25 protein-coding genes, 1 other RNA gene and 1 riboswitch are annotated in these 23,776 nt (G+C 41.2%); of the genes, 16 read left to right on the forward strand and 10 right to left on the reverse strand.

Going from position 1 to position 23,776, the window contains the following annotated elements; translation table 11 throughout:
* Positions 1-198 precede the first annotated feature (198 nt).
* From LLY41_RS08020 to LLY41_RS08065, 9 genes are all read left to right on the forward strand, one after another.
* Positions 199-2,499, forward strand: coding sequence for a DEAD/DEAH box helicase (locus LLY41_RS08020; RefSeq protein WP_304587409.1), 2,301 nt, complete (start codon positions 199-201; stop codon positions 2,497-2,499).
* The gene (locus tag LLY41_RS08025) at positions 2,489-3,745 is read left to right on the forward strand and encodes a DUF6340 family protein (RefSeq protein ID WP_304587411.1); all 1,257 of its coding nucleotides are present in this window, start codon (positions 2,489-2,491) and stop codon (positions 3,743-3,745) included. Before LLY41_RS08020 ends, LLY41_RS08025 begins: the two co-directional genes overlap by 11 nt.
* 330 nt (positions 3,746-4,075) lie before the next feature.
* On the forward strand, positions 4,076-4,453 hold the full coding sequence (locus tag LLY41_RS08035; protein WP_095244641.1) for a CotD family spore coat protein: 378 nt from the start codon (positions 4,076-4,078) through the stop codon (positions 4,451-4,453).
* Positions 4,454-4,532: 79 nt separating this feature from the next.
* The gene (locus tag LLY41_RS08040; RefSeq protein ID WP_304587416.1) at positions 4,533-5,102 is read left to right on the forward strand and encodes an SLOG family protein; all 570 of its coding nucleotides are present in this window, start codon (positions 4,533-4,535) and stop codon (positions 5,100-5,102) included.
* Between the two features lie 80 nt (positions 5,103-5,182).
* A complete protein-coding gene (gene gpsB, locus LLY41_RS08045; RefSeq protein ID WP_095244639.1) occupies positions 5,183-5,482 on the forward strand; it encodes a cell division regulator GpsB in 300 nt (99 codons plus the stop codon).
* Positions 5,483-5,563: 81 nt separating this feature from the next.
* Positions 5,564-5,951: RNase P RNA component class B (gene rnpB / locus LLY41_RS08050), an RNA gene on the forward strand.
* A 447-nt stretch (positions 5,952-6,398) separates the two neighbouring features.
* Positions 6,399-7,538: a THUMP domain-containing class I SAM-dependent RNA methyltransferase gene (locus LLY41_RS08055; protein WP_304587418.1), complete on the forward strand. Its 1,140-nt coding sequence runs from the start codon at positions 6,399-6,401 to the stop codon at positions 7,536-7,538.
* Between the two features lie 173 nt (positions 7,539-7,711).
* Positions 7,712-7,879: a hypothetical protein gene (locus tag LLY41_RS08060; protein ID WP_179289030.1), complete on the forward strand. Its 168-nt coding sequence runs from the start codon at positions 7,712-7,714 to the stop codon at positions 7,877-7,879.
* Positions 7,880-8,093: 214 nt separating this feature from the next.
* Complete coding sequence (locus tag LLY41_RS08065) at positions 8,094-10,019, forward strand: ATP-dependent DNA helicase (protein WP_304587420.1); 1,926 nt, start codon at positions 8,094-8,096, stop codon at positions 10,017-10,019.
* A 35-nt stretch (positions 10,020-10,054) separates the two neighbouring features.
* On the opposite strand, the gene LLY41_RS08070 is transcribed toward LLY41_RS08065, so the two are convergent.
* The 7 genes from LLY41_RS08070 to LLY41_RS22435 all read right to left on the reverse strand — a co-directional run bounded on the left by LLY41_RS08070 (position 10,055) and on the right by LLY41_RS22435 (position 13,941).
* Entirely contained in the window at positions 10,055-10,354 is a 300-nt protein-coding gene (locus LLY41_RS08070; protein WP_251169490.1) for a metal-sulfur cluster assembly factor, read from the reverse strand.
* 11 nt (positions 10,355-10,365) lie between these two features.
* On the reverse strand, positions 10,366-11,607 hold the full coding sequence (locus tag LLY41_RS08075; protein ID WP_251169491.1) for a hypothetical protein: 1,242 nt from the start codon (positions 11,605-11,607) through the stop codon (positions 10,366-10,368).
* Positions 11,608-11,620: 13 nt separating this feature from the next.
* Positions 11,621-11,827: a DUF2249 domain-containing protein gene (locus tag LLY41_RS08080; protein WP_076260609.1), complete on the reverse strand. Its 207-nt coding sequence runs from the start codon at positions 11,825-11,827 to the stop codon at positions 11,621-11,623.
* Positions 11,824-12,066, reverse strand: coding sequence for a DUF2249 domain-containing protein (locus LLY41_RS08085; protein ID WP_251169492.1), 243 nt, complete (start codon positions 12,064-12,066; stop codon positions 11,824-11,826). The genes LLY41_RS08080 and LLY41_RS08085 overlap by 4 nt, the downstream gene beginning before the upstream one ends.
* Positions 12,067-12,638: 572 nt before the next feature.
* A complete protein-coding gene (locus tag LLY41_RS08090) occupies positions 12,639-12,779 on the reverse strand; it encodes a hypothetical protein (RefSeq protein WP_251169493.1) in 141 nt (46 codons plus the stop codon).
* Between the two features lie 2 nt (positions 12,780-12,781).
* Complete coding sequence (locus LLY41_RS22430; protein ID WP_370460257.1) at positions 12,782-13,369, reverse strand: MFS transporter; 588 nt, start codon at positions 13,367-13,369, stop codon at positions 12,782-12,784.
* Positions 13,324-13,941 carry an MFS transporter gene (locus LLY41_RS22435; protein WP_370460258.1) on the reverse strand — a complete coding sequence of 206 codons (618 nt, stop codon included), beginning with the start codon at positions 13,939-13,941 and terminating at the stop codon, positions 13,324-13,326. Before LLY41_RS22435 ends, LLY41_RS22430 begins: the two co-directional genes overlap by 46 nt.
* A 168-nt stretch (positions 13,942-14,109) precedes the next feature.
* Between LLY41_RS22435 and LLY41_RS08100 the strand changes: the two genes are divergently transcribed.
* Both LLY41_RS08100 and LLY41_RS08105 read left to right on the forward strand, forming a co-directional pair.
* On the forward strand, positions 14,110-15,621 hold the full coding sequence (locus tag LLY41_RS08100) for a carboxypeptidase M32 (protein ID WP_304587423.1): 1,512 nt from the start codon (positions 14,110-14,112) through the stop codon (positions 15,619-15,621).
* Positions 15,622-15,686: 65 nt separating this feature from the next.
* Positions 15,687-16,607 carry a DMT family transporter gene (locus tag LLY41_RS08105; protein WP_304587425.1) on the forward strand — a complete coding sequence of 307 codons (921 nt, stop codon included), beginning with the start codon at positions 15,687-15,689 and terminating at the stop codon, positions 16,605-16,607.
* A 33-nt stretch (positions 16,608-16,640) separates the two neighbouring features.
* Here the strand turns inward: LLY41_RS08105 and LLY41_RS08110 are convergent, their stop codons facing one another.
* From LLY41_RS08110 to LLY41_RS08120, 3 genes are read right to left on the reverse strand one after another with little or no spacing between them, the layout of a single operon-like run.
* Positions 16,641-18,296, reverse strand: coding sequence for a b(o/a)3-type cytochrome-c oxidase subunit 1 (locus tag LLY41_RS08110; RefSeq protein WP_095244630.1), 1,656 nt, complete (start codon positions 18,294-18,296; stop codon positions 16,641-16,643).
* Complete coding sequence (locus LLY41_RS08115; protein WP_095244629.1) at positions 18,296-18,772, reverse strand: cytochrome c oxidase subunit II; 477 nt, start codon at positions 18,770-18,772, stop codon at positions 18,296-18,298. Before LLY41_RS08115 ends, LLY41_RS08110 begins: the two co-directional genes overlap by 1 nt.
* Positions 18,773-18,793: 21 nt before the next feature.
* Positions 18,794-18,943 carry a hypothetical protein gene (locus tag LLY41_RS08120; protein ID WP_035333553.1) on the reverse strand — a complete coding sequence of 50 codons (150 nt, stop codon included), beginning with the start codon at positions 18,941-18,943 and terminating at the stop codon, positions 18,794-18,796.
* A 360-nt stretch (positions 18,944-19,303) separates the two neighbouring features.
* A riboswitch (purine riboswitch) is annotated at positions 19,304-19,405 on the forward strand.
* Between the two features lie 143 nt (positions 19,406-19,548).
* Here LLY41_RS08120 and LLY41_RS08125 point away from each other — a divergent pair.
* From LLY41_RS08125 to LLY41_RS08145, 5 genes are all read left to right on the forward strand, one after another.
* Complete coding sequence (locus tag LLY41_RS08125; protein WP_095244628.1) at positions 19,549-20,151, forward strand: xanthine phosphoribosyltransferase; 603 nt, start codon at positions 19,549-19,551, stop codon at positions 20,149-20,151.
* Positions 20,148-21,458 carry a nucleobase:cation symporter-2 family protein gene (locus LLY41_RS08130; RefSeq protein ID WP_095244627.1) on the forward strand — a complete coding sequence of 437 codons (1,311 nt, stop codon included), beginning with the start codon at positions 20,148-20,150 and terminating at the stop codon, positions 21,456-21,458. The genes LLY41_RS08125 and LLY41_RS08130 overlap by 4 nt, the downstream gene beginning before the upstream one ends.
* 103 nt (positions 21,459-21,561) lie before the next feature.
* Complete coding sequence (locus LLY41_RS08135; RefSeq protein WP_179289027.1) at positions 21,562-21,711, forward strand: hypothetical protein; 150 nt, start codon at positions 21,562-21,564, stop codon at positions 21,709-21,711.
* 236 nt (positions 21,712-21,947) lie between these two features.
* Complete coding sequence (locus tag LLY41_RS08140; RefSeq protein ID WP_304587429.1) at positions 21,948-23,030, forward strand: type III polyketide synthase; 1,083 nt, start codon at positions 21,948-21,950, stop codon at positions 23,028-23,030.
* Between the two features lie 4 nt (positions 23,031-23,034).
* Positions 23,035-23,598, forward strand: coding sequence for an isoprenylcysteine carboxyl methyltransferase family protein (locus tag LLY41_RS08145; RefSeq protein ID WP_304587430.1), 564 nt, complete (start codon positions 23,035-23,037; stop codon positions 23,596-23,598).
* Positions 23,599-23,776: the final 178 nt, after the last annotated feature.

A 23,776-nucleotide genomic window follows, 5' to 3' on the forward strand; every position in this document is an offset into this window, starting at 1 on the left:
CCTCATTTGAGAAAAAATGGATATATCATATTCTCTTATATTTAGAACTTTCAGTCAATTTTTTCTGTGAATCTGAAAAAAAGAGGAAAGACTTAAAGGCTTAATAGAACTTTTTCCATAAAAAGTTAATAGAAATTAAGAGTTTGCTCTGTTAGAACGAACGTTTATTCGATAGAATAGAAACATGAGGTGAAATAGATGAAAGTGCGAAAAAATTTGCCTGAAATCATGAAAGAGCTAATATCTGAACAGCAATATAAAGAGAATATTGTCCATTGGCACACAATAGAAGAAAAAGAGGCTAAAACTGCCAGTCTTCCGGAAAACATTCATCCATCATTAAAGGATGCACTGCAAAAAAGGGGCATTTCAAGGCTTTATACACATCAGAAAACATCTTATCAGACAGTCATGAATGGGGACAGTCTGGTAGCAGTTACTCCAACGGCATCTGGAAAAACGCTTTGCTACAACCTTCCAGTCCTGCAGACGATCGTAAATGATCCGGATGCAAGGGCGCTTTATATGTTTCCGACAAAAGCATTGGCTCAGGACCAAAAAAGCGAAATCAATGAAATCATCCAGGAGTCCGGATTGGATATAAATTCCTATACATATGACGGGGATACACCGGCAAACATCCGGCAAAAAGTTCGCAGGGCCGGGCATGTGGTTATTACAAATCCGGACATGCTACACTCAGCAATATTGCCCCATCATACAAAGTGGGTATCCTTGTTTGAAAATTTAAAGTATGTGGTCATAGATGAACTTCATATTTACAGAGGTGTATTTGGCAGTCATGTAGCAAATGTTATTCGCCGCCTCAGGCGCATTTGCCGTTTTTATGGCAGCGACCCCATTTTTATCTGTACATCTGCAACAATAGCCAATCCTCTGGAGCTGGCAGAAAAGCTTACTGAAAAGCCGATGAAACTCGTGGATAATAATGGAGCACCAAGCGGGAAGAAACATTTTGTATTTTATAATCCCCCAATCGTCAATAAACCGCTGAATATCAGAAGAAGTGCAACTCTCGAAGCGAGAAAGCTCGCAGGAGAACTTCTGAAAAATAAAATCCAGACCATTGTATTTGCAAGAAGCAGGGTCAGAGTCGAAATTCTTTTGACGTACCTCCAGGAGCTGGTCAAACATAAACTGGGGCCTAAAGCTATTCGGGGTTATAGGGGCGGTTATTTGCCAACCCAGAGACGGGAAATTGAAAAAGGACTGCGTTCAGGGGAGATCTATGGAGTTGTCAGCACAAATGCCCTTGAACTGGGAGTGGATATCGGACAGCTGCAGGTTTGTGTCATGACCGGATATCCCGGTACCATTGCCAGCTCATGGCAGCAGGCTGGACGTGCAGGCAGAAGGCATGGTGAATCGCTTGTCATTATGGTGGCAAGCTCCAGTCCGCTGGATCAATATGTTATTCAAAATCCTGATTACTTTTTTAATAAAAGTCCTGAAACAGCCAGAATAAATCCGGATAACCTTATTATTCTCGTTGATCATATCAAATGTGCAGCCTATGAGCTCCCTTTTAATGCCGGGGAACGTTTTGGCACTTTTGAAACTGAAGAGGTATTGGAATACCTGGCGGAGGAAAGGGTGCTTCATCAGAACGGGGATAAATTTTATTGGATGAAAGACTCATTTCCTGCCCACAACATCAGTCTCCGTTCAGCATCACAGGAAAATGTTATCATAATTGATCAGTCAGATATTGCGAATGTAAAAGTAATTGGTGAGATGGACCGCTTTTCCGCTATGACCCTTCTTCACGATGAGGCAATCTATCTTCATCAGGGAACCCAGTTTCAGGTGGAAATGCTTGATTGGGAAGAGAAGAAAGCATTTGTCAGGGAAGTGGATGTGGACTATTTTACCGATGCTAATCTGGCAGTAGAGCTTAAAGTGCTTGAGCAGGATAAAATCAGGTCGTCATCCTTTGGAGAGATTGGCTTTGGAGATGTCAGTGTTGTAGCAATGGCAACAATATTTAAAAAAATCAAGTTTGAAACACATGAAAATATCGGATCCGGTCCAATAACACTCCCTGAAGAAGAGCTCCATACAAGCTCAACCTGGCTTTCGTTTAACCCGGAGTCGCTGAATTATAAGCAGGACCGGCTTGAACAGGGACTCATTGGAACAGCACATGCGCTTAAGCATATTGTGCCGTTATTTGTTATGTGCGATCCTCAGGACGTTCATGTTATCCCGCAAGTGAAAGCTGCCCATAATGAAAAGCCGACGATCTTTTTCTATGACAGGTATCCTGGCGGTGTAGGATTAAGTGAGAAAATTTTCGGGGGAATCGAACATATCATGAACGAAACGATGGAAATGGTATGCAGATGTGCATGTGACCATGGCTGTCCTTCCTGCATAGGAACAGATACCTCATCAGAAACGGCCAAAAAAGACGTACTCAGGATTCTCGGCTCTTTAAAAAATGGCGTTAATAGCGCAGGTGATAGAATTGTCCATTAAAAACAAGCTGAACAGGCTTAAGGGCCATCTTGGGACAGATAACGACAAACAGCCTTCATCCGTCCAAAAACAGCAGGAGAATAAGACCGATGTTCCTTTTAAAGAAGTATGGGCTAATGAAGGGGTTTATCCATATTATTTTGAAGACTCTTACTGTCTTGTAAGAGAAAAGGAATACAGCCTTGATTACAGGCATGGAATCTATTCTTTTGGGCAGTTTACTGCAGCGGTGGATGCCTGGAATTCTTCCAGCTTAAGGCATCCGCTGTCTGCTTCCGGTCACGGGCCTGAAAATCTTTTCTTTTTTGATACAGAGACAACTGGATTGGGCGGAGGGACTGGCAATACTATTTTCCTTCTTGGCCAAGCCAGCCTGCAGGGAAGCAAAATAAAGCTGAAACAGCATATTCTTCCTCAGCCGGGTGCTGAGATAGCTTTATATAAAAGTTTTCTGGAAAGCATTGATTATTCAACAATGGTCACATATAACGGGAAAGCTTTCGACTGGCCGCAGGTTAAAACGAGACATACCCTGTTAAGGGAGCATGTTCCAAAACTGCCGCCCTTTGGACATTTTGATTTATATCATGCTGCAAGGAGAATGTGGAAGCATAAGCTTGAAAGAATAAAGCTTGCTGCAGTGGAGAAGGATGTTCTGGGGATTGAAAGAAAAGACGATATTCCAGGGTTTCTGGCACCAATGATTTATTTTGATTTTATTGAAAGAAAAGATCCTGAAGGCATGCTGGGAATCATAAAGCATAATGAAATTGATATCCTATCCCTGATCAGCCTGTATACACATCTTTCTTTCCAGATACTGCAGCTCGATGAAAAACAGACTTCCCGTGAGGTTTATGAAGTAGGAAGGTGGCTGTCAACACTGGGTGAATCTTCAGAGGCGGCAATTGCCTTCAATAAAATATCTGAAGGAGAGTCTTCTGAAGCTTTGGATGCCAGGTTTGCATTAGCTTTTGAGCATAAAAAACATAAAAATTGGGATGAGGCAGCAAAACTATGGAAGGATATTGCTGAAAAAGGCTTGATCAATATGAAGGTAATATCCTGTGTTGAACTGGCCAAGATCTATGAGCATCGATTAAAGGATATTGACCAGGCATTAAAATACTCGGAAAAAGCGTTTAACCTGCTGGAGGCAGATACCGGAACAGAAAAGCTGAAAATAAAACAGGAAGATCTACACCGGCGGATTGTACGGCTTGAACGAAAATTTAATCATGCTTAAATCTCTCTGTAACATAATTTTAATATACCAGACAAAAAAATCCACTATTTCCTAGTTGTATGTACTTCTTCTAACAGTTAAAATTATAAATTGTGTGGTACTTTTTTAGGAATTTTATATAGTGAGGCTGGTATAAAATGTATAAAGCAATCTTATTTTTATTCTTCCTTGTAATTTTCACTACTGCAATCGTTTTCTCCAATTTAAAAGACAGTTTCTACAGTATGCTCTAAGGCTAGTACCTATAAAATAGGTGTTTTCATTAGTACAAGATTACTCTTTCTAACATAGGTTGTTAATGTAAAAACAATTTCGAAAGGGGATCTTTACATGTATTGCAGACCAAGACCTTCGCAGGTGATGCCTGCTGTTGTTCATCCGACAAAGTGCTGTGTAACTCATTCGTTCCAGAACATTGTGGTTCCGCACATTCATCCTACACATCATACTCATGTAAACCACATTAACTATCAGAATCAGCACTCTTACCCACAAACGCAGTCAAATGTTAACCAGGTGACACAATCAAATGTGAACATGGGACCGAGACCTGGTGTGGCAGGTGCATATAGCCCAGGAATGGGTCCAGGTATGGGAATGGGCCCAGGAATGGGAATGGGTCCGGGATATGGCGGACCTGGAACTGGCGTAGCTGGAGCATCAACTGGTATGGGTCCAAAACAAGGGCCGGGCTTTTCAGGCAGATAATGAACAAGGGCTTTTGCCCTTGTTTTATTTTTATTAAATGGCAGCATTCCAAGCCAGATTTCTTTAAGGAGTTTTGCAATTGACAAAAGTAGCAGTTATTTCAGGGTATAAGCCTTTTGAGGTAGGGATATTTAAAAATGATGACCCTGCTGCCGGCTATATCAAAACCGCAATCAGAAAAAGCCTGCTTTCATTGCTGGATGGCGGTCTCGAATGGGTAATCATCAGCGGGCAGCTTGGTGCAGAACTTTGGGCAGCTGAAGTTGTATATGATCTTCAGCTTGAAGGTTACGAAGACCTGAAGCTTGCAGTCATTACTCCCTTTTTAGATCAGGAAGCTTCCTGGAAGGATGCCAACAAGGAATGGTATGAATCCATATTGGCTCAGGCAGATTTTGTGGATTCAGTAACAAAAAAACCATATGAAAGCCCGCAGCAGTTCAGATTAAAAAATCATTTTTTGATCAGTAAAAGTGATGTTCTGCTGCTGTTTTATGATATGGAAAAAGAGGGAAGCCCAAAGTATCTGTATGAAACCGCAAAAAAATATCAGGAAGAAAATGAATATGATATTAGACTAATCACCTTTTATGATTTACAATTGATTATAGAAGAAGAACAATTCTCTCAGAGAGACACATTTGAATAATGCTCAGATAAATTGACAAATGTACATATCTCTGGAAAAATAGTATTAATTATGATTGCCGATATACTGAGGTGAGTGTCATGCTATCCGATAAAATTAAATTAACTGCAAAAGATATTTTGGAAAAAGAGTTTAAGACAGCCATGAGAGGCTACAAGCCTGAAGATGTGGATAAGTTTTTAGATGTTGTCATTAAAGACTATGAAGCATTCCATCAGGAAATTGAAGATCTGCAGCTGGAAAATATGAAGCTGAAAAAACAGGTTGAGGAAGCTTCACGCAGACCTGCAGCACAAACTGCGGGAACAACCAATTTTGACATCCTAAAAAGATTATCAAACCTGGAAAAACACGTTTTTGGCAGTAAATTGTATGATTGACAGTATTTATCGGACTTTCCAGTTTAAAACCATTGCTATTCTATCACAGATTACATATAATATTCTTTGTGATCATTAATAGCGTTCGGGTAATCGCTGCAATATATCTTATATTGTAGAGGAAAGTCCATGCTCGCACAGGCTGAGATGCCTGTAGTGTTCGTGCCTAGCGAATTCATAAGCTAGGGCAGTCGGAGTTTATTCGGCTGACGGCAGGGAAAATGCCTAAGTCCTTCGGGATATGGCATGAATACCTTGAAAGTGCCACAGTGACGTAGCCTTTTCAGAAATGAAAAGGGTGGAACGAGGTAAACCCCGCGAGCGAGAAACCCAAATGATGGTAGGGGCACTTTCCCTGAGGAAATGAACAACGGGAAGGACAGGCAGATGCCTGTAGATAGATGATTGCCACCTGAGTACGAGACATTTGTCGCTTGCAGTACTACGGTACAAAACATGGCTTACAGAACGTTATTAGTGAGACAGTATGAGTGTTATAAATTCAAGCTCTCCTTTTTGGGAGAGCTTTTTTACTTTGCTGCAGGCTGGTAAGAAATATATGCTAGTTCCAGAAAAATTGATGTTAAAAATATTGGTCTAATTTACTGAGTTGATTGGAGTGGAGGGTGCTTGACTCCTGCGGGAAGAGAGGGAGCGGGAGACCCCGCAGGCGAAGCCGAGGAGGCTCCCGTTCCTCCCGCGGAAAGCAAGTGCCCGCAGCGGAAATCAACGGACTAATTCATTATTGAAACAAACTATTAGAATAAAGCAAAGCTGAGTTCAAGATGACTAAGCAGAGGACCTGAGAGTCTCATTGCGGCTTAAGAAATAAACAGATATACTTTAAGTGTTGATTGCTATGCCCAGTTAGGGTATACATAATAGAAATAAGAATTAGGTTAGGGTGAAAATAAATATGTCTAAATACGATTTAATCGCCACTACGGCCATGGGCCTTGAGGCACTTGCTGCCAAAGAAGTGCGCGATCTTGGATATGAATGTGAAGTTGAAAATGGCAGAATAACCTTTAAAGGCGATGAAGCTGCAATTGTCCGGTCTAATTTATGGCTGAGAACAGCAGATCGGGTTCGCATTAAAGTTGGAGAATTCAAAGCAACAAGCTTTGACGAGCTTTTTGAAAAAACAAAAGCGCTGCCCTGGGAAAGGTATATGCCGGAAAACGCCGAATTCCCAGTATCAGGTAAATCTGTAAAGTCCAAGCTTTTTTCTGTTTCCGATTGTCAGGCGATTGTCAAGAAAGCAATCGTGGAACGGATGAGAACAAAGTATAATAAGACAGGCTGGCTTGAAGAAAATGGCCCCCTATTTAAATTAGAAGTCGCTCTCCATAAGGATGTAGCCCTTCTGACCATCGATGCCAGCGGAAGTGGCCTCCATAAACGGGGATATCGTGCAGGGCAGGGTGAAGCACCTCTGAAGGAAACACTTGCAGCTGCATTGGTTATGCTGACAAATTGGAACGCTGATAAACCATTTGCTGATCCCTTCTGCGGATCCGGCACTATCCCGATAGAAGCAGCATTAATCGGCCAGAATATTGCACCTGGTTTTAATCGTGAATTCATTTCGGAAGGATGGTCCTGGATTCCTGAAAAAGTCTGGGAAGATGGAAGAAATGAAGCTGAAGACCTGGCAAACTATGATCAGCCACTCGATATAACAGGTGCAGACATTGATCACAGGATGGTTAAGATAGCAGAAGAAAATGCTTTCGAAGCTGGATTGGGTGATTTGATCAACTTTAAACAAATGCAAGTGCGTGATTTTACGACTCCTAAGGAATATGGTGTCATTGTCGGGAATCCTCCATATGGGGAGCGCCTTGGTGAAAAGGCTGCGGTACAGCGCATGTATGCTGAGATGGGAAATGCCTTTGCTCCTCTTGACACGTGGTCCATTTATATCCTGACTTCAGACGAGGAATTTGAAAATCACTATGGAAGAAAAGCAACTAAAAAAAGAAAGCTCTTCAATGGTTTTATCCGTACAGACTATTATCAGTACTGGGGCAAAAGACCGCCGAGAAATAATTAGCAGCATAAGCATAAAACCTCCTGAAACTGTATAGAATATATCTATCTGATTCTTTTTTCAAAACATCAGAATCTATATTCTACTTCTAGAGCTGTCTAGCTCCAGCGCCTACCCCCTCGAGGGGATTGTCGGGGGTGGGCAAGGCGCTTGCTCTTTTCTAAGGAGGGGTGGCAATGAAACATTCCAGCATCGATTTCCATAAAATTTCCCAGGCGCTGAATGGAACACTTGAAGCAATACACGGAGACGGTGATCCATCAGCAGAGGCACTGGAGAGTCTTAAAAACGCACAGGACGAACTTCAGCAGGCATTGTCATTTTCTATGTCACGTTACAACTAGTCGTTTCTAATGAGCAGGGGGCAGCTTTAAAGCACCCCTGTTTTTTTGATAAATTTGCAGGTTTGGCGTTATATCTTGACAGTTACTGTATTTGAGATAAAATTATATGATGTTCATTTGATTATTAACATCTAATATATGAAATAATGATAGAGCTGAATTCAGGAGCGTCTGGCTAATAGGCGCTTTAACTTTTTAATTACGGAGGGGTAGCATGTCGAACCGGATGCCTTTTGCCGTATCCAAGAGCGAATCTTTTTATGAAAAGCTAAGTGAGTGGATCGGAGATGTTTTTTACGATATATTGCCTGAAGCAGGATTTGAAATTCGGGATGAGCAAATATTTATGGCCTTTCAGCTGGAAAAAGCTTTTAAAGACAAAAGTGTTATATTTGCTGAGGCAGGTGTAGGGACTGGGAAAACGATTGTTTACCTTTTATATGCAATCAGTTATGCAAGGTACATAAATAAACCTGCTATTATCGCCTGTGCGGATGAAACTTTAATCGAGCAGCTTGTGAAAAAAGAAGGTGATATTGCCAAGTTGGAAAAAGCTTTAGGCTTAAATATTGATGTCAGACTGGCAAAGTCACGCGATCAGTATCTATGCCTAAACAAGCTGGACAAGCTCGTAGCAAATGATGTTCATGATCACTATAATCACATTTTTGATGATCTTCCGGACTTTGTTCAAACAGGCTCATCCATGCAAAAGTTTGAAAGATATGGTGACCGGAAAGATTACCCTGAATTGCCGGATGAGCATTGGACCAATGTCTCTTGGGATTCAATCCAGGACTGTTTCACTTGTGAGAAGCGTCACCGCTGCGGTCAAACTCTTCATAGGGAATATTACCGCAGCGCAAAAGACTTGATCATTTGCTCACATGATTTTTACATGGAACATATTTGGACCAAGGAATCGAGAAAACGGGAAGGACAGCTGCCTTTGCTTCCTGAGAGCTCTTGTGTGGTTTTTGATGAAGGACATCTGCTGGAATATGCATCCCAAAAGGCTCTGACATATCGTTTTTCCGAGCAGATTCTGGAGTCCATCTTAACAAGGCTTATGGCGAATGATGTACGTGAAAAAACGTTAAATATTATTGAAGATGCTATTTACCAGAATGAGCATTTCTTTTTAACACTGTCCATGTCTGCTTCGGGTGATACTGGTTCTGACAAGAAAGCGATTGAAAAAACTGCAGATGTTATGAGAGAAGGACGTAAACTGCAGGACTTGATCAATACACTTGAGGAAGAATTAGTTTTTGAAAGCGAAATGTATGTCATTAATGAATATGATTTAAAAATTGTTGAAGAATATCTTGAGCAAATCTCATACTCGCTTTCATTGTTCCTCAAGGAATTAAAAGGAATCACCTGGTTTGAAGAGAATAATGGGGAAAGAACTCTGGTTATTATGCCTAGAATGGTCGAAGATATTATGCGGGAAGAAGTATTTTCCCAGAAGAAACCGTATGTTTTTTCCTCGGCAACACTGTCTGAGAATAAGTCCTTTGATTATATGGCAACAAGCCTGGGAGTAGACGATTATCTATCCTTTACCGTAGATTCCCCGTTTGACTATGAAGAAAATATGGTCATTCGCATGCCGGAATTTTCAGAGGGATCAGGAACTTCGAAAATGGACTACATTCTCGAACAAGTTAAAGCAACAGAAGGGCGGGCTTTAGTATTATTCAACAATTCTTCTGAGCTGGCAGAATTCAAAGCATTTGTTTCTGGGAAAATAAGTGAGCCGGTCTTTTTTGAAGGGGATGCAGAGATAAGCAGCCTCGTATCAAATTTCCAAAATGATGAGCATTCAGTACTCTGCTCTGTTCATTTATGGGAAGGTCTTGATATACCGGGCAGATCCCTGGAGAATGTGCTTATTTATGGCCTCCCATTCCCTCCGCACGATCCGGTCTTTACGGCCAAAAGGGAAGGTTCGGCTGATCCTTTCAAAGAGGTTGATCTTCCATATATGATCCTGCGGTTAAGGCAGGGGATTGGAAGATTAATTAGAACACATGAAGACAAAGGGACCGTTCATATTCTGATGAATAAAAATGAAAATCCTGAAGTCCGCGAAATGATAAAAAAGGTTCTGCCTGCAGAGCCCGTAACAAGCTGAACTAAGGCAGTGCCCAAGCGGGCACTGCCTTCCTTTTAACCTCTCAACAGCTGATTTGCTTCGGGTGTCATACGAGCAGGAGTCCAGGCAGGCTCCCAGACAAGGTTAACCTCTACATCTGAAAACAGCTCAAGTTCTTCAATGCAATATCTAACTCCACTGACTATGCTGTCATGCAACGGGCATCCAGGTGTTGTCAAAGTCATGGTAATAACCGCCTTGTCATCCTCTGGAATATTAATATCATAAATAAGACCCAAATCAACCACGTTTATATTCAATTCAGGATCCATAACTCTTTTTAGATTACTGAGGACTATTTCTTTTCGATTCATGTTAATTCCCCCTATTGTTTTATAACAGTAATAATCAAATAACAGAAAACAATGCTTGCACCAACAGTTAAAATCTGGCCGGATAGGAACAGGGCGGGCTGTTCATATGCAATGGAGACTGTCACACCAAGGATACCAAGAATGAATGCGGAAAGAACCGGAATGGATGCCTTGTCTTTCATCATATCTTTGAGAGAAGGCACACTCCGTTTGCCGATCTCTTTGCTGTATTTCCAGGTCCACCACAAGAATGGCACGATTTTAAATAGATAACCGAGAATACTCAAAGCTACCCAAAGCATGAGATAAGCAAATACGAGATACCCAACCTTATTTTGAAAACTCCCGATTAGAGAGCTTATGAAAGCTCCAAGGTGGATTGCCAGTCCTGCAGGTATGGCGAGAAGTGCAAATCGGAATGAATAATCAAGCTTTTTCTTTACTCTTTTCTGCAGGATTTGCAGCATGTGCCAGGTGAAGAATGCAAATCCGCCCGCCAGGATCATTAATGCAATGGTTAAAAGCGAATTATTCCCGGTGAAAAAAGATATAACTGCCGCTGCCAGCCCTGCAGCATACACCATAAACACATATTTGGCAGGCTTCATGCTGTAGCCATGGGACAAGGAAAACATGGGAACCATTTTATAGGAAAATCCAAAAATCAGAAGTGTAAACCAGCCTGCAGTTCCGAGCAGTATGTGGCTTTTAAAGACTGCCTGATAATGGCTGGAAATAAATCCGGTTTTCATGCTGAAGACCATAAGGATTCCGAGTATAATTGCAGATAACAGGCTAATCAATGCAGTTCCTACGAAAAGAGTCAGTACATTGGGCTTTGCCTGCTGCCTTAAAGTCATAAACATTTGCAGCAGAAACATTAAGATGCCTGTTAAAGTAATGAGCCCGGGCAGCATTGCACCCGCCGGATTATAAAATAAACTATGCGCAAAATATAATATTCCAAAGGCAGTTACAGTAAATTGTATAAATCCAAATCTTTCATTCCATATAGGGGTAAGAAAAGCCACCGGAACGAGCTGATACATGGCTCCCATTGCTGTCATCAGCGCCCAGCCTAATATAAACAAATGAGCAGCTGACCAAATGGCGGGTATACGAAATTGACTGTTAATTATGGATTCCCCTTGAAAAAGAATGAGCGCCATAGATCCTATTAAGCAGAGCAAGCTGAAAAGAATAAATGAAAAGGGAAGTTTGATATTGGTCTCATTTTTTGTATTGGCCAGCAACGCGATCACCTGCTTATTTTGTTATTTCTATTAAAAAGCTTCCGTCTTCCTGTTCGGCAGTTACATGCCTGCAGCCCATTTCGTCCAGCTGTTCATAAAGAAACATGGGCCTCCTGTCATTTATAATGGATAAGGTTTCTCCCTCTGGCAGATCTTCAAGAGCTGCCAGAGTTCTCATCATCGGCTGAGGCGGTTCCAGTCCCCGGTTATCAAGTTTCATTTTGAAGCACCTCTCTTAGTAAAGATCACTTTCCAATGCTTCTTTTCAATTTCTTCAGCTTTATATTCAAACCCTTTAGCTTTCAATACTCCAAAGAGAGGGACGGGTTTAAACGGAGCATGAAGGATAAAAACATCATCGATATCAAGTTCAGCTATCGCCGACATGATTTTTTGAAATGGCTCCAATTTATTTTTTAAGTCCTCTCTTACATCAAGTTCAATAACTTTGTTTTCCATTCTGATCTCTCCTTCGTTAACTGAAAATCACCTGCCAGTGAGAATCGTTATTAATTACTTTAAGTTTAACAGCATGAGCTTTTCAAATAAGTGACATATATCATATTGCAAAGAACATTTTTTAAAATGCACAAATCAAATGGGACAAAAAAATCCGCGGATGCTTAATCTGCGGATTCCAGACTGTAGACAAACTCGATGAAAAACGAGCTTGTCTGCAGTTTTTTTATTTAGCGTGTAATCGAGGCTGTTGATTTCCGTTCCAGGCGCTTCGCTTTCCTGCGGGCCGGCGCTGAGCCTCCTCGGCGCGTTCGCGCCTGCGGGGTCTCACCTGTCCAGCACTCCCGCGGGAGTCTTCGCGCCTTCCACTCCAATCAACAGGCTTTCTGAATTTTGTATCGCATGTTCTCTAAGTCTTGATACAATAGGAATATCAATTGCTTGAGGTGATGGTCTAGAAGGAGGCCAGAGGAAGATCTGTATATAGAGGAAAATGAGTGAAAATCACAAAAGGACTTCGGAATGAGAGCATTCCGAAGCCCTTTTGTCGACAAACTGAAATCCGCAGTTGCTTAATCTGCGGATTCTTCCTGTTTCTCCATACATTCAAAACAGATGGTTTCATTTTTTTCATTATGGACTCCGTTGAAGAATCCATCAAGACAGTAAAGGTCTTTCCCGCAAACAGTGCAGCTGCCAACTAATTCTTTCATTTTCAGTCACTCCCGTTTTTTAATAATTTGGGGATTCTCTTTTTAAAGTATATCGACATGCCGCATACTGTTAACAGCAAAATGGCTGCGGCGATTAAAAAACCTATGTTAAATGTTACTCTCAAGAAACCTAATATGGTGGAACCGGCTACCACACCTAAAGAAAAAAAGGCATAGAAGAGGCCGAACGCCTTTCCTCTTGTTTTTTCAGTTGTATGATTGGCTATAAGGGCATTAATGGACGGGAATAGAAGAGCAAATCCGGTGCCGTAAAGAACCATGCATAGAAACATGAACCCAAGAGAGGATGCTGAACTTAGCAGGATTAATGCAATTCCTATGATCACCATTCCAGAAAGCATGCTATTGTGATGCTTATATTTATCAAATATTTTATTAATGGGCAGCAGAAAAATAAGAATTGCAGTTATTCCGAATGTGCTTAATAATATTCCGCTGTACATCGCATCAATTTGCAGCGCTTCTACCTGAAGAGGAAGAAGATAGGCAAGTGTCCCTTGAGCAAACATAAGAGAAAAGGCTCCTAAATAACTTGCTGCGAGCATAGGATTCTTAAGCAAAGGAAGCATTTTCTCATGGGAGCTCTCTTTTTTACATTTTTCAGAGTCCCTGCCGGCAAAAACACAAAGGCAAGGACTGCGCTGCTGATCATTGTTGCTGCTATAGTTAAAAAGACCCAATTTATGCTGTAATTGGAAGCAATGACTGCCCCAAAAGCGGGTCCTATAATGGCTGAACAGCCGACAGCTGCGCCTGATACAGCCATTTTTCTGCCTTGTTTGTCTGAAGTTCCAAGGTTTGAAATGATTGTAAAAGCCGCAGGGACCAGGAAGCCGCCAAATAACCCGTGCAGAAATCTTACTGAGATTAATTGGAGGGGTGAATCAGTAAAGGTATACAGGACTAAAATGATTCCGGTTAATGATAGACCGGACACAAGAACTCTTTTTGCTCCGCTTCTATCTATCCAATAGCCAGCTAAAATATTGCCTATCATATTCGAGAAGGAATACATCCCAACAATCATTCCCGCAAAGGCGGGTGATGGATGATATGTCATGGCAAAGGTGCTCATTATAGGAAGCTGAGAAAATGTATCAATAAATGCTGCAATAACGATAAAGTAAATCAAATATTTCATGCTATCTCACTTTCCGGTTAGTTCACTTTCCACTATTATAACTCTTTGGGAGCCAGGTGAAAAAGAAAAACAGCCAAAGGGCAAAGAACAAGAAAAAGATTATAGAGACTGCCTTTTCAGAAAAATATGATAAAATGAAACTGTAATTGATACAAAGGGGGAAAAATTGTGGCAGAATCACTAAAAAAGACAGAACAGCAATTCCTTGATTATGTCAAAAAAATGACGGCCTATAATGAAGCGATCGGGCTGATGTATTGGGATATGAGGACAGGCGCACCCAAGCAGGGAATGGAACAGCGCTCCGAAGTGATTGGAATGATTTCTTCAGAAGTTTTCAGAATGTCCACTTCTGAGGAAATGGCAGCATACATAGCGAAACTCTCCGGCCGGGAAAATCTTTCTGAAGTAACTGTGAAAACACTGGAAGAATGCAAAAAGGATTATGACCGGAATAAGAAAATTCCTGCGGAGGAATATACCGAATATGTCATCCTGCAATCCAAGGCTGAAAGTATTTGGGAGGATGCAAAGGAAAGTTCAGATTTTGAAATGTTCCAGCCTTATTTGGAAAAGCTTGTTGAAATGAATAAAAGATTCATTTCTTATTGGGGATATGAAGGAAATAAATATAATACTCTGCTGGATATGTATGAACCTGGTGTCACCGTAGAAACGCTTGATCAGGTGTTCGGGCAGCTGAGGAAAAAAATTGTTCCGCTTGTTCAGCAAATCTCTGAATCACAGAATAAACCGGACACCAGCTTTTTATTTGAACACTTTGCCAAGGATAAACAGCGGGATTTCAGCCTTAAAGTTCTTGATCAAATGGGCTATAACTTTAAAGCAGGCCGTCTCGATGAAACTGTGCATCCATTTGCAACAGGTTTAAATCCTGGTGATGTCCGAGTGACCACCAAATATGATGAAGCTGATTTCCGGACAGCTGTATTTGGCACGATTCATGAAGGCGGGCATGCTCTATATGAGCAAAATATTTCTTCTGACCTGGTTGGAACTCCGCTGTGCTCTGGAACATCAATGGGAATTCATGAATCACAGTCATTATTTTATGAAAACTTTGTCGGAAGACATCGTTCTTTCTGGAAAAAGAATTATGACCTTCTTAAAGAATATGCAAGCGGTCAATTTGATGATGTGTCAATAGATGCTTTTTATCGTGCAATTAATGAATCAAAGCCTTCATTAATCCGTATTGAAGCAGACGAATTAACATATCCGCTTCATATCATTATCCGTTATGAAATTGAAAAAGGCTTGTTTAACGATGAAATTGAAGTTAAAGACCTTCCAGCAATCTGGAATGAAAAATATGAACAATACCTCGGAGTAAAGCCTGATAATAATGGAGAAGGCGTTCTGCAGGATGTTCACTGGGCAGGGGGAAGCTTTGGTTATTTCCCTTCATACGCTTTGGGTTACATGTATGCAGCACAGCTGAAAAACAGCATGTTAAAGGACTTGCCAAACTATGATGAATTACTTGAAGAAGGCAATTTAATGCCAATCAAAGAGTGGTTTACTAAGAATGTGCACCAATTCGGCAAAATGAAAAAGCCGCTTGAAATCTTAAACGAAGTCACCGGGGAAGGCCTGAATGCCCAGCATTTAATTGATTATCTGTATGATAAGTACGGTAAGGTGTATCAGCTGAATTAATTGTTTAATCATAATTTTTGTAAGAGGGTGGTCTCAGCCATCCTCTTACTTCATGGAGAGACAAAATGAAGAAATTACTTCCTTTTCTAATGATTGCGCTAGGTGCAAGTCTATGGGGTATTATTGCTGTATTTGTTAAAGGGCTCGGGGAATATGGTTTTTCAGCTATGGAAATCGTGACTGTAAGAGTTTTTTTTGCGGCCATCTTTCTCGTTCTGATCGGGATCATGCGTTTCCGGAACTGTTTTAAACTGGAATCTGCCTCTGACATTAGGTTTTTTATTGGAACCGGGATACTGAGCATTGTCTTTTTTAATTATTGTTATTTCACAGCGATGAACCAGATCAGCATTTCATTGGCAGTCGTTCTGCTTTATACAGCTCCGGCATTTGTGACTGTATTATCCTACCTGTTTTTAAAGGAAGGGCTAAATTTGAGAAAGATTGCAGCTGTGGCAGGCACCATTGTGGGCTGCATTTTAGTAGCCGGATTATCAGCAGGCAGCAGTGATATAACTCTTCTTGGAATTTCAACGGGATTAGGTGCCGGGTTTGGCTATGCACTTTATACAATTTTCGGGAAATTTGCGTTAAGAAAGTATCATCCCTTTACAGTTACGCTTTATACATTCCTGATTGCTTCGGTATTTCTGATCCCCGTTACAAAGCTATGGACAAAAGCTTCAGTTTTTTTCAACGCTGAAGTTTTGTTTCTTAGTATGGGTTTAGGGTTTGTGCCTACGGTTCTTGCCTATTTTGTTTACACATGGGGACTGGAAAAAACAGATGGAAGCAAGGCAGCTGTGATCGCTACAGTCGAACCAGTCGTGGCCATGCTTTTAGGAGTGACACTTTACGGGGAAAATCTTGGTGCAGTCCAGATTGCAGGTGCTTTGCTGATACTCAGTTCGGTTATTATTGTTAATTTGCCTGTAAGAAGGAAAAATGTGGGAATGGCGGCTGACACCAGCAGGCCAGGACACTAAAACACTCCGATCCAACTGGAACGGAGTGTTTTTTTACCAAAGCTTATATCCCTTAGCCCCTGGAGGTGCATTTTGAATCAAATCGATAAATGGAATGGTGTAGGCAAATAGAATAAGAACAACGGTAATTCCGAGCCACAGCTTCCAGTTTTCAAATACCATCGGAGCTTTTTCAGCTTCATCAGCAGCTTCTCCGACAGGGAACTCCTGCTCGCCCTTCGGTGCGAAGAATGCAAGGTTGATAAAGATATAGATCATTAAAATAATGCCAATGAAAAGAATTGATCCGCCAATTGCCTGTGCAATCTGGTATGGAATCCATTCTGCTGCTTGTGCTGCTCCGCCATATTCAGAATATGATGAACGGCGCGGTGCTCCAAGCAAACCGACAGCATGCATGGCACCGGACATGAATGTCATTCCGATGGACCAGATAACCGCCTGGATGATCCCTAATTTATTCATCGCTTTGGTTAATGTTCTTCCGGTCAGATGAGGAATAAGCCAATAAGAAATCCCAAAGAATGTAAGCATTACTGATGTTGCCACTGTTAAGTGAAAGTGGCCGGTTACCCAAATCGTGTTATGAACTACCTGGTTCATCTGGTGGGAGGCGTTGACGATCCCGCCTGCACCCGCAGGGATAAAGGCTACCATCCCAATGAAAGGAACGACAAATCGCGCATCTCCCCAAGGAAGCTTCTTAACCCAGCCGAATAACCCTGTAGCCCCTTTTGAGCGGCCAAAGCTTTCGAAAGTAGCAAATAATGAAAATGCAGTCATTAAAGATGGAATGACCACCAGGAATGTCAGGATAACCTGAAGGAATTTCCATGCAGGGTCAATTCCCGGCTCCATTAATTGATGGTGAAATCCGACAGGGATTGAGAACAGCAGGAATAATATAAATGACAAACGCGCCAATGAATCAGAGAAAATTTTTCCGCCGATGACCTTTGGAATGACAACATACCAGGCCATATAAGCCGGCAATAGCCAGAAGTAAACAAGCGGGTGTCCGAAATACCAGAATAGAGTACGGCTGACACCGATATTTACGGTTTCCACAAATCCTAAAGACCATGGAAGCAGCTGGAAAAGTACGGTAGATGCTACACCGATTGTTGCGACAATCCACATCATTGTATTGACCAGAGACATAAAAGTTAATAACGGACTCGGCTGACCAGGATTTTTCCTTCGCCATTCTGCATACTTCATAATGATTGCTGCCCCGTCAATCCAGCTTCCCACTATAACAAGTGTTAAACCGATATAGTACAATGCATGTGCCTGAAGAGGAGCATAGAAAGTATAAAGAACTGTAGCTTCATTCAGCAGAATCATAACAGCTGCAAGAACAGTTCCCGCTGTCATCAGCCAAAAACCGATCCAGCCGGCGATACGCTGTTTATTTGTAAGTGCTCCTGAAGTTTTGCTTGTTGCTGCTAACTGGAAGCCCATTATAAAAAAGGTAGTAAGTACAAGTCCGAGCACAACACCGTGAACCGTGAGTATTTGGTAATAGCCGATGCCTGCAGGAAGCTCAAATTTACCGGATCGGACCAAAGTCTGCAATAAACCGGCAAGGCCTCCTATTGCTAAAGCAGTAAAGGCAACGAAAAAGTGAGCCATTGCCAATTTACCGTCCCGAGGGTCAACTTTTAATTTTGCTGAAGGATTAAACATTATTCCACCACCTTAATTTTAGACGACATCATGTGGTGACCAACACCGCAATATTCATTACATACAATTAAGTATTCGCCTGTTTTATCAAATGTTGTAACATGCTCACTGATATAGCCGGGTTCAAGCATCATGTTGATATTTGATCCCGCAACCTCAAAACCGTGGACAACGTCTTTGGTTGTAGCGATAATTTTCACTTTAGCGCCATATGGAACCTCCACTTCAGCTGGGCTGTAGGAAAACGCAGATGCTACGTATACCAATTCGTAATCCCAATCTTTTCCTTCTACCTTTTTCAATCCAGGCTCATTAAATGGAACGGTAGTATCGACCTTTTCAGGGTCAATAGTTGCCAAACAGCTCGGAGGCTGATTGCCCAGGTAAAATGCGCTGACTCCCAGTACTGTTAGAAAAACAAGCAGTGATCCGATTCCGAAACCGAGCCAGGCTTTTTCAAACTTATGCATATGCATGGCTTTTTCCCCTTTCTAACTTTAAAAGCGGCTGATAAATAATAGATAAACGCCTACCCATGTAATAATCAGGAAGAATCCCAATAAGAAAACGGAAGCTAACGTTCCCTTTAAGGAAGAGCTATCCTCTATTTCAGTTTTCGTTTTGCGGCTGAGTTCCGTTTTCGCCATTTTCCTTCACTCCTTTCGAAAATTGGAAAAAGTAAATGATTACACTTTCATAATACAAAACATTTAGGAAGATTCTAGATGCTTTTAGTGAGTTCACAAATTGTTCATTCGTAACTTAAACACTATGATAATGGTGAAAAGTTGATATTTAAGTGATTTAAATCACAAAACTTATGTGTAAATTGTGAAATAAATGTGAAAGTTTACATTTGGCTTCAAAAGAGGTACTAATTATAGAAAAAAATCATACTGAAGATGAAAAACCCTTTAATTTACGAACGATTATACATAAAAAATCCTTTTGGTTCGTATTTACTTGTAGGTTTTTGTTGAAGTATGAGGAAATGATGTTATAATGTTAATAAATTAATAACATTCACTCATATAATCGCGAGGATATGGCTCGCAAGTTTCTACCGGGTTACCGTAAATAATCCGACTATGAGTGAGCAATGACCAGGACGTTTTTTTGTCATCCCTGTTTGCCTGCAGCTAAACTCCCAGCCTGAAGGCCATTGCTTCACTCATTTTTATGTTGTGAATGCGATGGGCCTCAGGCTTTTTTTATGGTCCTGAAGGCTTTCTATCACAGAGGAGGATGCAAAATGGATATGCTTATTGAAAAAATAAAAAGCGAAGGGATTGTTTTATCACCTACAGTCTTAAAGGTGGATTCATTTCTGAATCACCAAATAGATCCTCAGCTTATGCAAGAAGTCGGAAGAGTATTTGCAGATAGATTCTCAAACTGCGGGATTACAAAAATATTGACAATTGAATCTTCAGGGATTGCACCAGCTGTAATGGCGGGACTTCATCTGAATGTCCCGGTTGTATTTGCGAGAAAAAGAAAATCTCTCACTCTGGTAAATGACCTGATTACAGCTTCTGTCTATTCTTTTACTAAAGAAGAAACAAGTGAAATCTCTGTCTCAAAGAAATTTCTTTCAAAAGAGGATAATCTACTGATCATTGATGATTTTCTAGCGAATGGACAGGCTGCATTAGGTCTTGCGGATATAGCGGAAAAAGCTGGATCAGCAGTTGAAGGGATAGGAATTGTTATTGAAAAAGGCTTTCAAAAAGGCGGACAGCAGCTGAGAGAGAGGGGATTCCGGGTCGAATCTTTAGCTATTATTAACTCTCTTGAAAATGGCATCATCAGCTTTGAAAAAACATCAGAGAATGTGGAGGAAATGTTGCGATGAATCAGAATCCAATAAAAATTGCTTCGCTCGGAATTCAGCATGTCCTTGCTATGTATGCAGGCGCGGTCATTGTACCGCTGATTGTAGGAGGGGCACTGGGATTAACAGGTGAACAACTTACCTATCTGGTTTCAATTGATATTTTTATGTGCGGAATTGCAACACTGCTTCAAGTATGGCGCAGTAAATTTTTCGGGATTGGCCTTCCGGTCGTGCTTGGCTGCACATTTACGGCTGTTGGACCAATGATTGCGATTGGCGGTCAGTATGGAATACCAGCAATCTATGGGTCTATACTCGTTTCCGGTATTTTTGTGGTTGCTGTTTCAAAGTATTTTGGAAAACTGGTGAAATTTTTCCCGCCTGTTGTGACAGGGTCGGTGGTTACAATAATCGGGATTACGCTTATTCCTGTTGCTATGAATAATATGGCCGGCGGGCAGGGAAGCCCTGACTTTGGTTCGATGACAAACATAGCATTGGCTTTTGGAACTTTGCTGTTCATCATTATTCTCTTCCGTTTCTTTAATGGCTTTATCCGGTCGATTGCCATTTTACTGGGATTGGCTGCAGGAACCATAGCATCCTATTTTATGGGCATGGTCGACTTCACAGCTGTTGGTGACGCTTCCTGGTTACATATGCCATCCCCTTTCTATTTTGGCATGCCGACATTTGAGGTGACAGCCATCCTGACTATGATTCTAGTAGCAATGGTCAGTTTAGTTGAATCTACAGGCGTATACTTTGCTCTGGGAGATATCTGTGAAGAAAAACTGGAACAAAAAGATCTGTCAAATGGTTATCGTGCCGAAGGGCTTGCCATTATCCTTGGTGCTGTCTTTAATGCATTTCCTTATACAACCTATTCCCAAAACGTCGGACTTCTTCAGCTGTCAGGCGTAAAAACGAAAAATGTCATATATACAGCAGGGGCATTCCTTGTACTGTTGGGTCTGGTTCCGAAAATTGGTGCATTGACCACGATTATTCCCACTCCAGTATTAGGAGGCGCAATGGTTGCCATGTTCGGCATGGTAGTCGCCTATGGAATAAAAATGCTCAGCAAAGTGGAATTCTCCTCCCAGGAAAATTTATTGATCATCGCCTGCTCTGTCGGGATGGGACTGGGTGTAACAGCTGTTCCTGAACTATTCGCACAAATGCCTTCGAGTGTGCGGATCCTGACGGATAATGGGATAGTGGCAGGCAGTGTGACGGCCATTCTTTTAAATATCGTATTCAATGTAGTTAAAGGAAAAAAAGCAGTTCAGCGTCCTTCTCTTACGGAGCAGAAGGCTTTATAATTCTCGTTTGAGGCAATCACAATAATATTGGAAATCAATATAATATTCTATCGGTATTTTTACATTTCCGAAGCGATGTTTCTCGCAAGAAAGAGAGTGTAATGTGATGGAGAAATATTATTGTGATAACTGCCGGCTTTTATATAATGAAGAAGAAGTTTGTGCTGCCTGCGGTATCCAGGTGACAAAAAAAATATATATAGAAGTTCAAAAGCATCATAAAAATCTTAATGGATTGGATGCATCAGAATAACTGCTTAATCGCCGGCCGCATTTCATGGTTAGATGAGGGACTAAATAGTAATTGGAAAAGATTTAGTAATGCTATTCATTTAATGATTCATTTATAATAAAGATGCACAACAACTCCTTCAAAACACATTGCTTCCTCCAAACGGGGGAGCTTTTTTTTGCTCTTTATCCAACTTTGAAACATAAATTGCTTTTATTTGGAAAAATTAACAGAAAGCAATAGAAGGAGAGTTGCTTATGCCAGCAATTGTATCAGTAGCGGAGGCAATACCTGAACATGTTCTGACACAGGATCAGGTAATGGATTTTGCCAGAGATTTATTTTCCGATTCCTTTAAGGATATTGAAAGGCTATTAAAAGCTTTCCACAACGGCCAGATTGAGAAGCGGCACTTTGCAAAGGGACTGGAATGGTTTAAAACAGATAAATCATTTGAAGAACGAAACAATGCATATATTGAGCAATCTATTGAACTGGGAACAAGGGCCATAAAGCACTGCCTGGAAAATGATCTTTTCCTGACCAGAAGTCTTCAGTGCGATGAGATAGACGCCATCTTTACTATCTCAAGTTCAGGGATTGCCACTCCAAGTATTGAAGCAAGAATCATGAATAAGCTTCCATTTTCTGAGCATACGAAACGAATTCCGATATGGGGGCTGGGATGTGCAGGAGGTGCTTCAGGGCTTTCAAGAGCCTATGAATATTGTCTGGCATTCCCTGAAGCGAAGGTGCTTGTATTAAGTATAGAATTATGCAGTTTGACCTTTCAGCGCAATGACCGGTCAAAAAGCAATCTTATCGGGACCTCTCTCTTTGCTGACGGTGCAGCATGTGCTCTTATAACAGGTGATAAGGTACAAAGGGATTTTCAAAAGCTGCCATCCATTCCGGGAATTCGGGGAACCCAATCGACAACCAAGCGAAATTCTCTGGATGTAATGGGCTGGGAAGTTAAGAATGAGGGTCTATTTGTGGTTTTTTCAAAGGACATCCCATCCATAATAGAGGGATGGCTGAAGCCCAATGTAACGGAATTTCTAAGGGGAAAAGGCATAGAAATGGAAGAGATAAACCATTTTATTGCTCATCCCGGAGGAAAAAAAGTCATTGATGCTTATCAGAAAGCGCTGCAATTTGACCCTGGTATGACAGAGATTTCACTTGATGTATTAAGGGAGTTCGGTAATATGTCATCTGCAACTATTCTATACGTACTCAAAAGGTTTATGGAGATCGGCAGAAAGGGAGACACCGGGCTTGCAACTGCACTCGGGCCGGGATTCAGTTCGGAATTGCTGCTGCTGGAATGGGAGTGAATACATGCTGTTCTTAATTTTTATAACCTTCATCATTTTACAGAGGACTGCAGAGCTTGCTGTAGCCCGGAGTAATGAAAAGTGGATGAAAGAGCGTGGAGCATTAGAATTTGGCCAGAGGCACTATCCATGGATCGTTGCTGTTCACGCTTCCTTTTTTGTCTGCTATTTGCTTGAAGTAACCATCTTTGAAAAGAATCTGTCGCCTTTTTGGCCCATATTGCTGATTCTGTTCTTCCTTACCCAGGCGGGAAGGGTATGGGCGCTGTTTTCCTTGGGCAAATACTGGAATACAAAAATCATTGTCCTGCCGGGAGCTAAGGTAGTCAGAAGAGGGCCATACCGGTTTATAAAGCATCCCAACTATGCCATTGTAGCTGCTGAATTTCTCGTGATTCCTTTAATGTTTCAGTCATATATAACGGCTGCTGTTTTCACTCTGTTAAACATAATGGTGTTATCGGTCAGAATACCAGAAGAGGAAAAAGCGCTGAAGGAATTGACAGAATTCGAAGAAGCCTTTTTACGGTTACGGCCTGACCTTAATAAAGATATTAAAAAAGTTTGACAATTTTAAATTCCCTATTGAAAATGATTATCGTTCGTGATAAACTTCTAATTGAGTTTGAAAATTATTCTCAATATCATTCCAACAGGAAGGTGCTGCTACATATGACAATTCTATTCGTTGCCGGCACAGTTGCTGCCTACTCACTTGTTATGAAACATGTTTTAAATAACGTAGC

The organism is Cytobacillus firmus (assembly GCF_023612095.1).
Taxonomy (GTDB): Bacteria; Bacillota; Bacilli; order Bacillales; family Cytobacillaceae; genus Cytobacillus.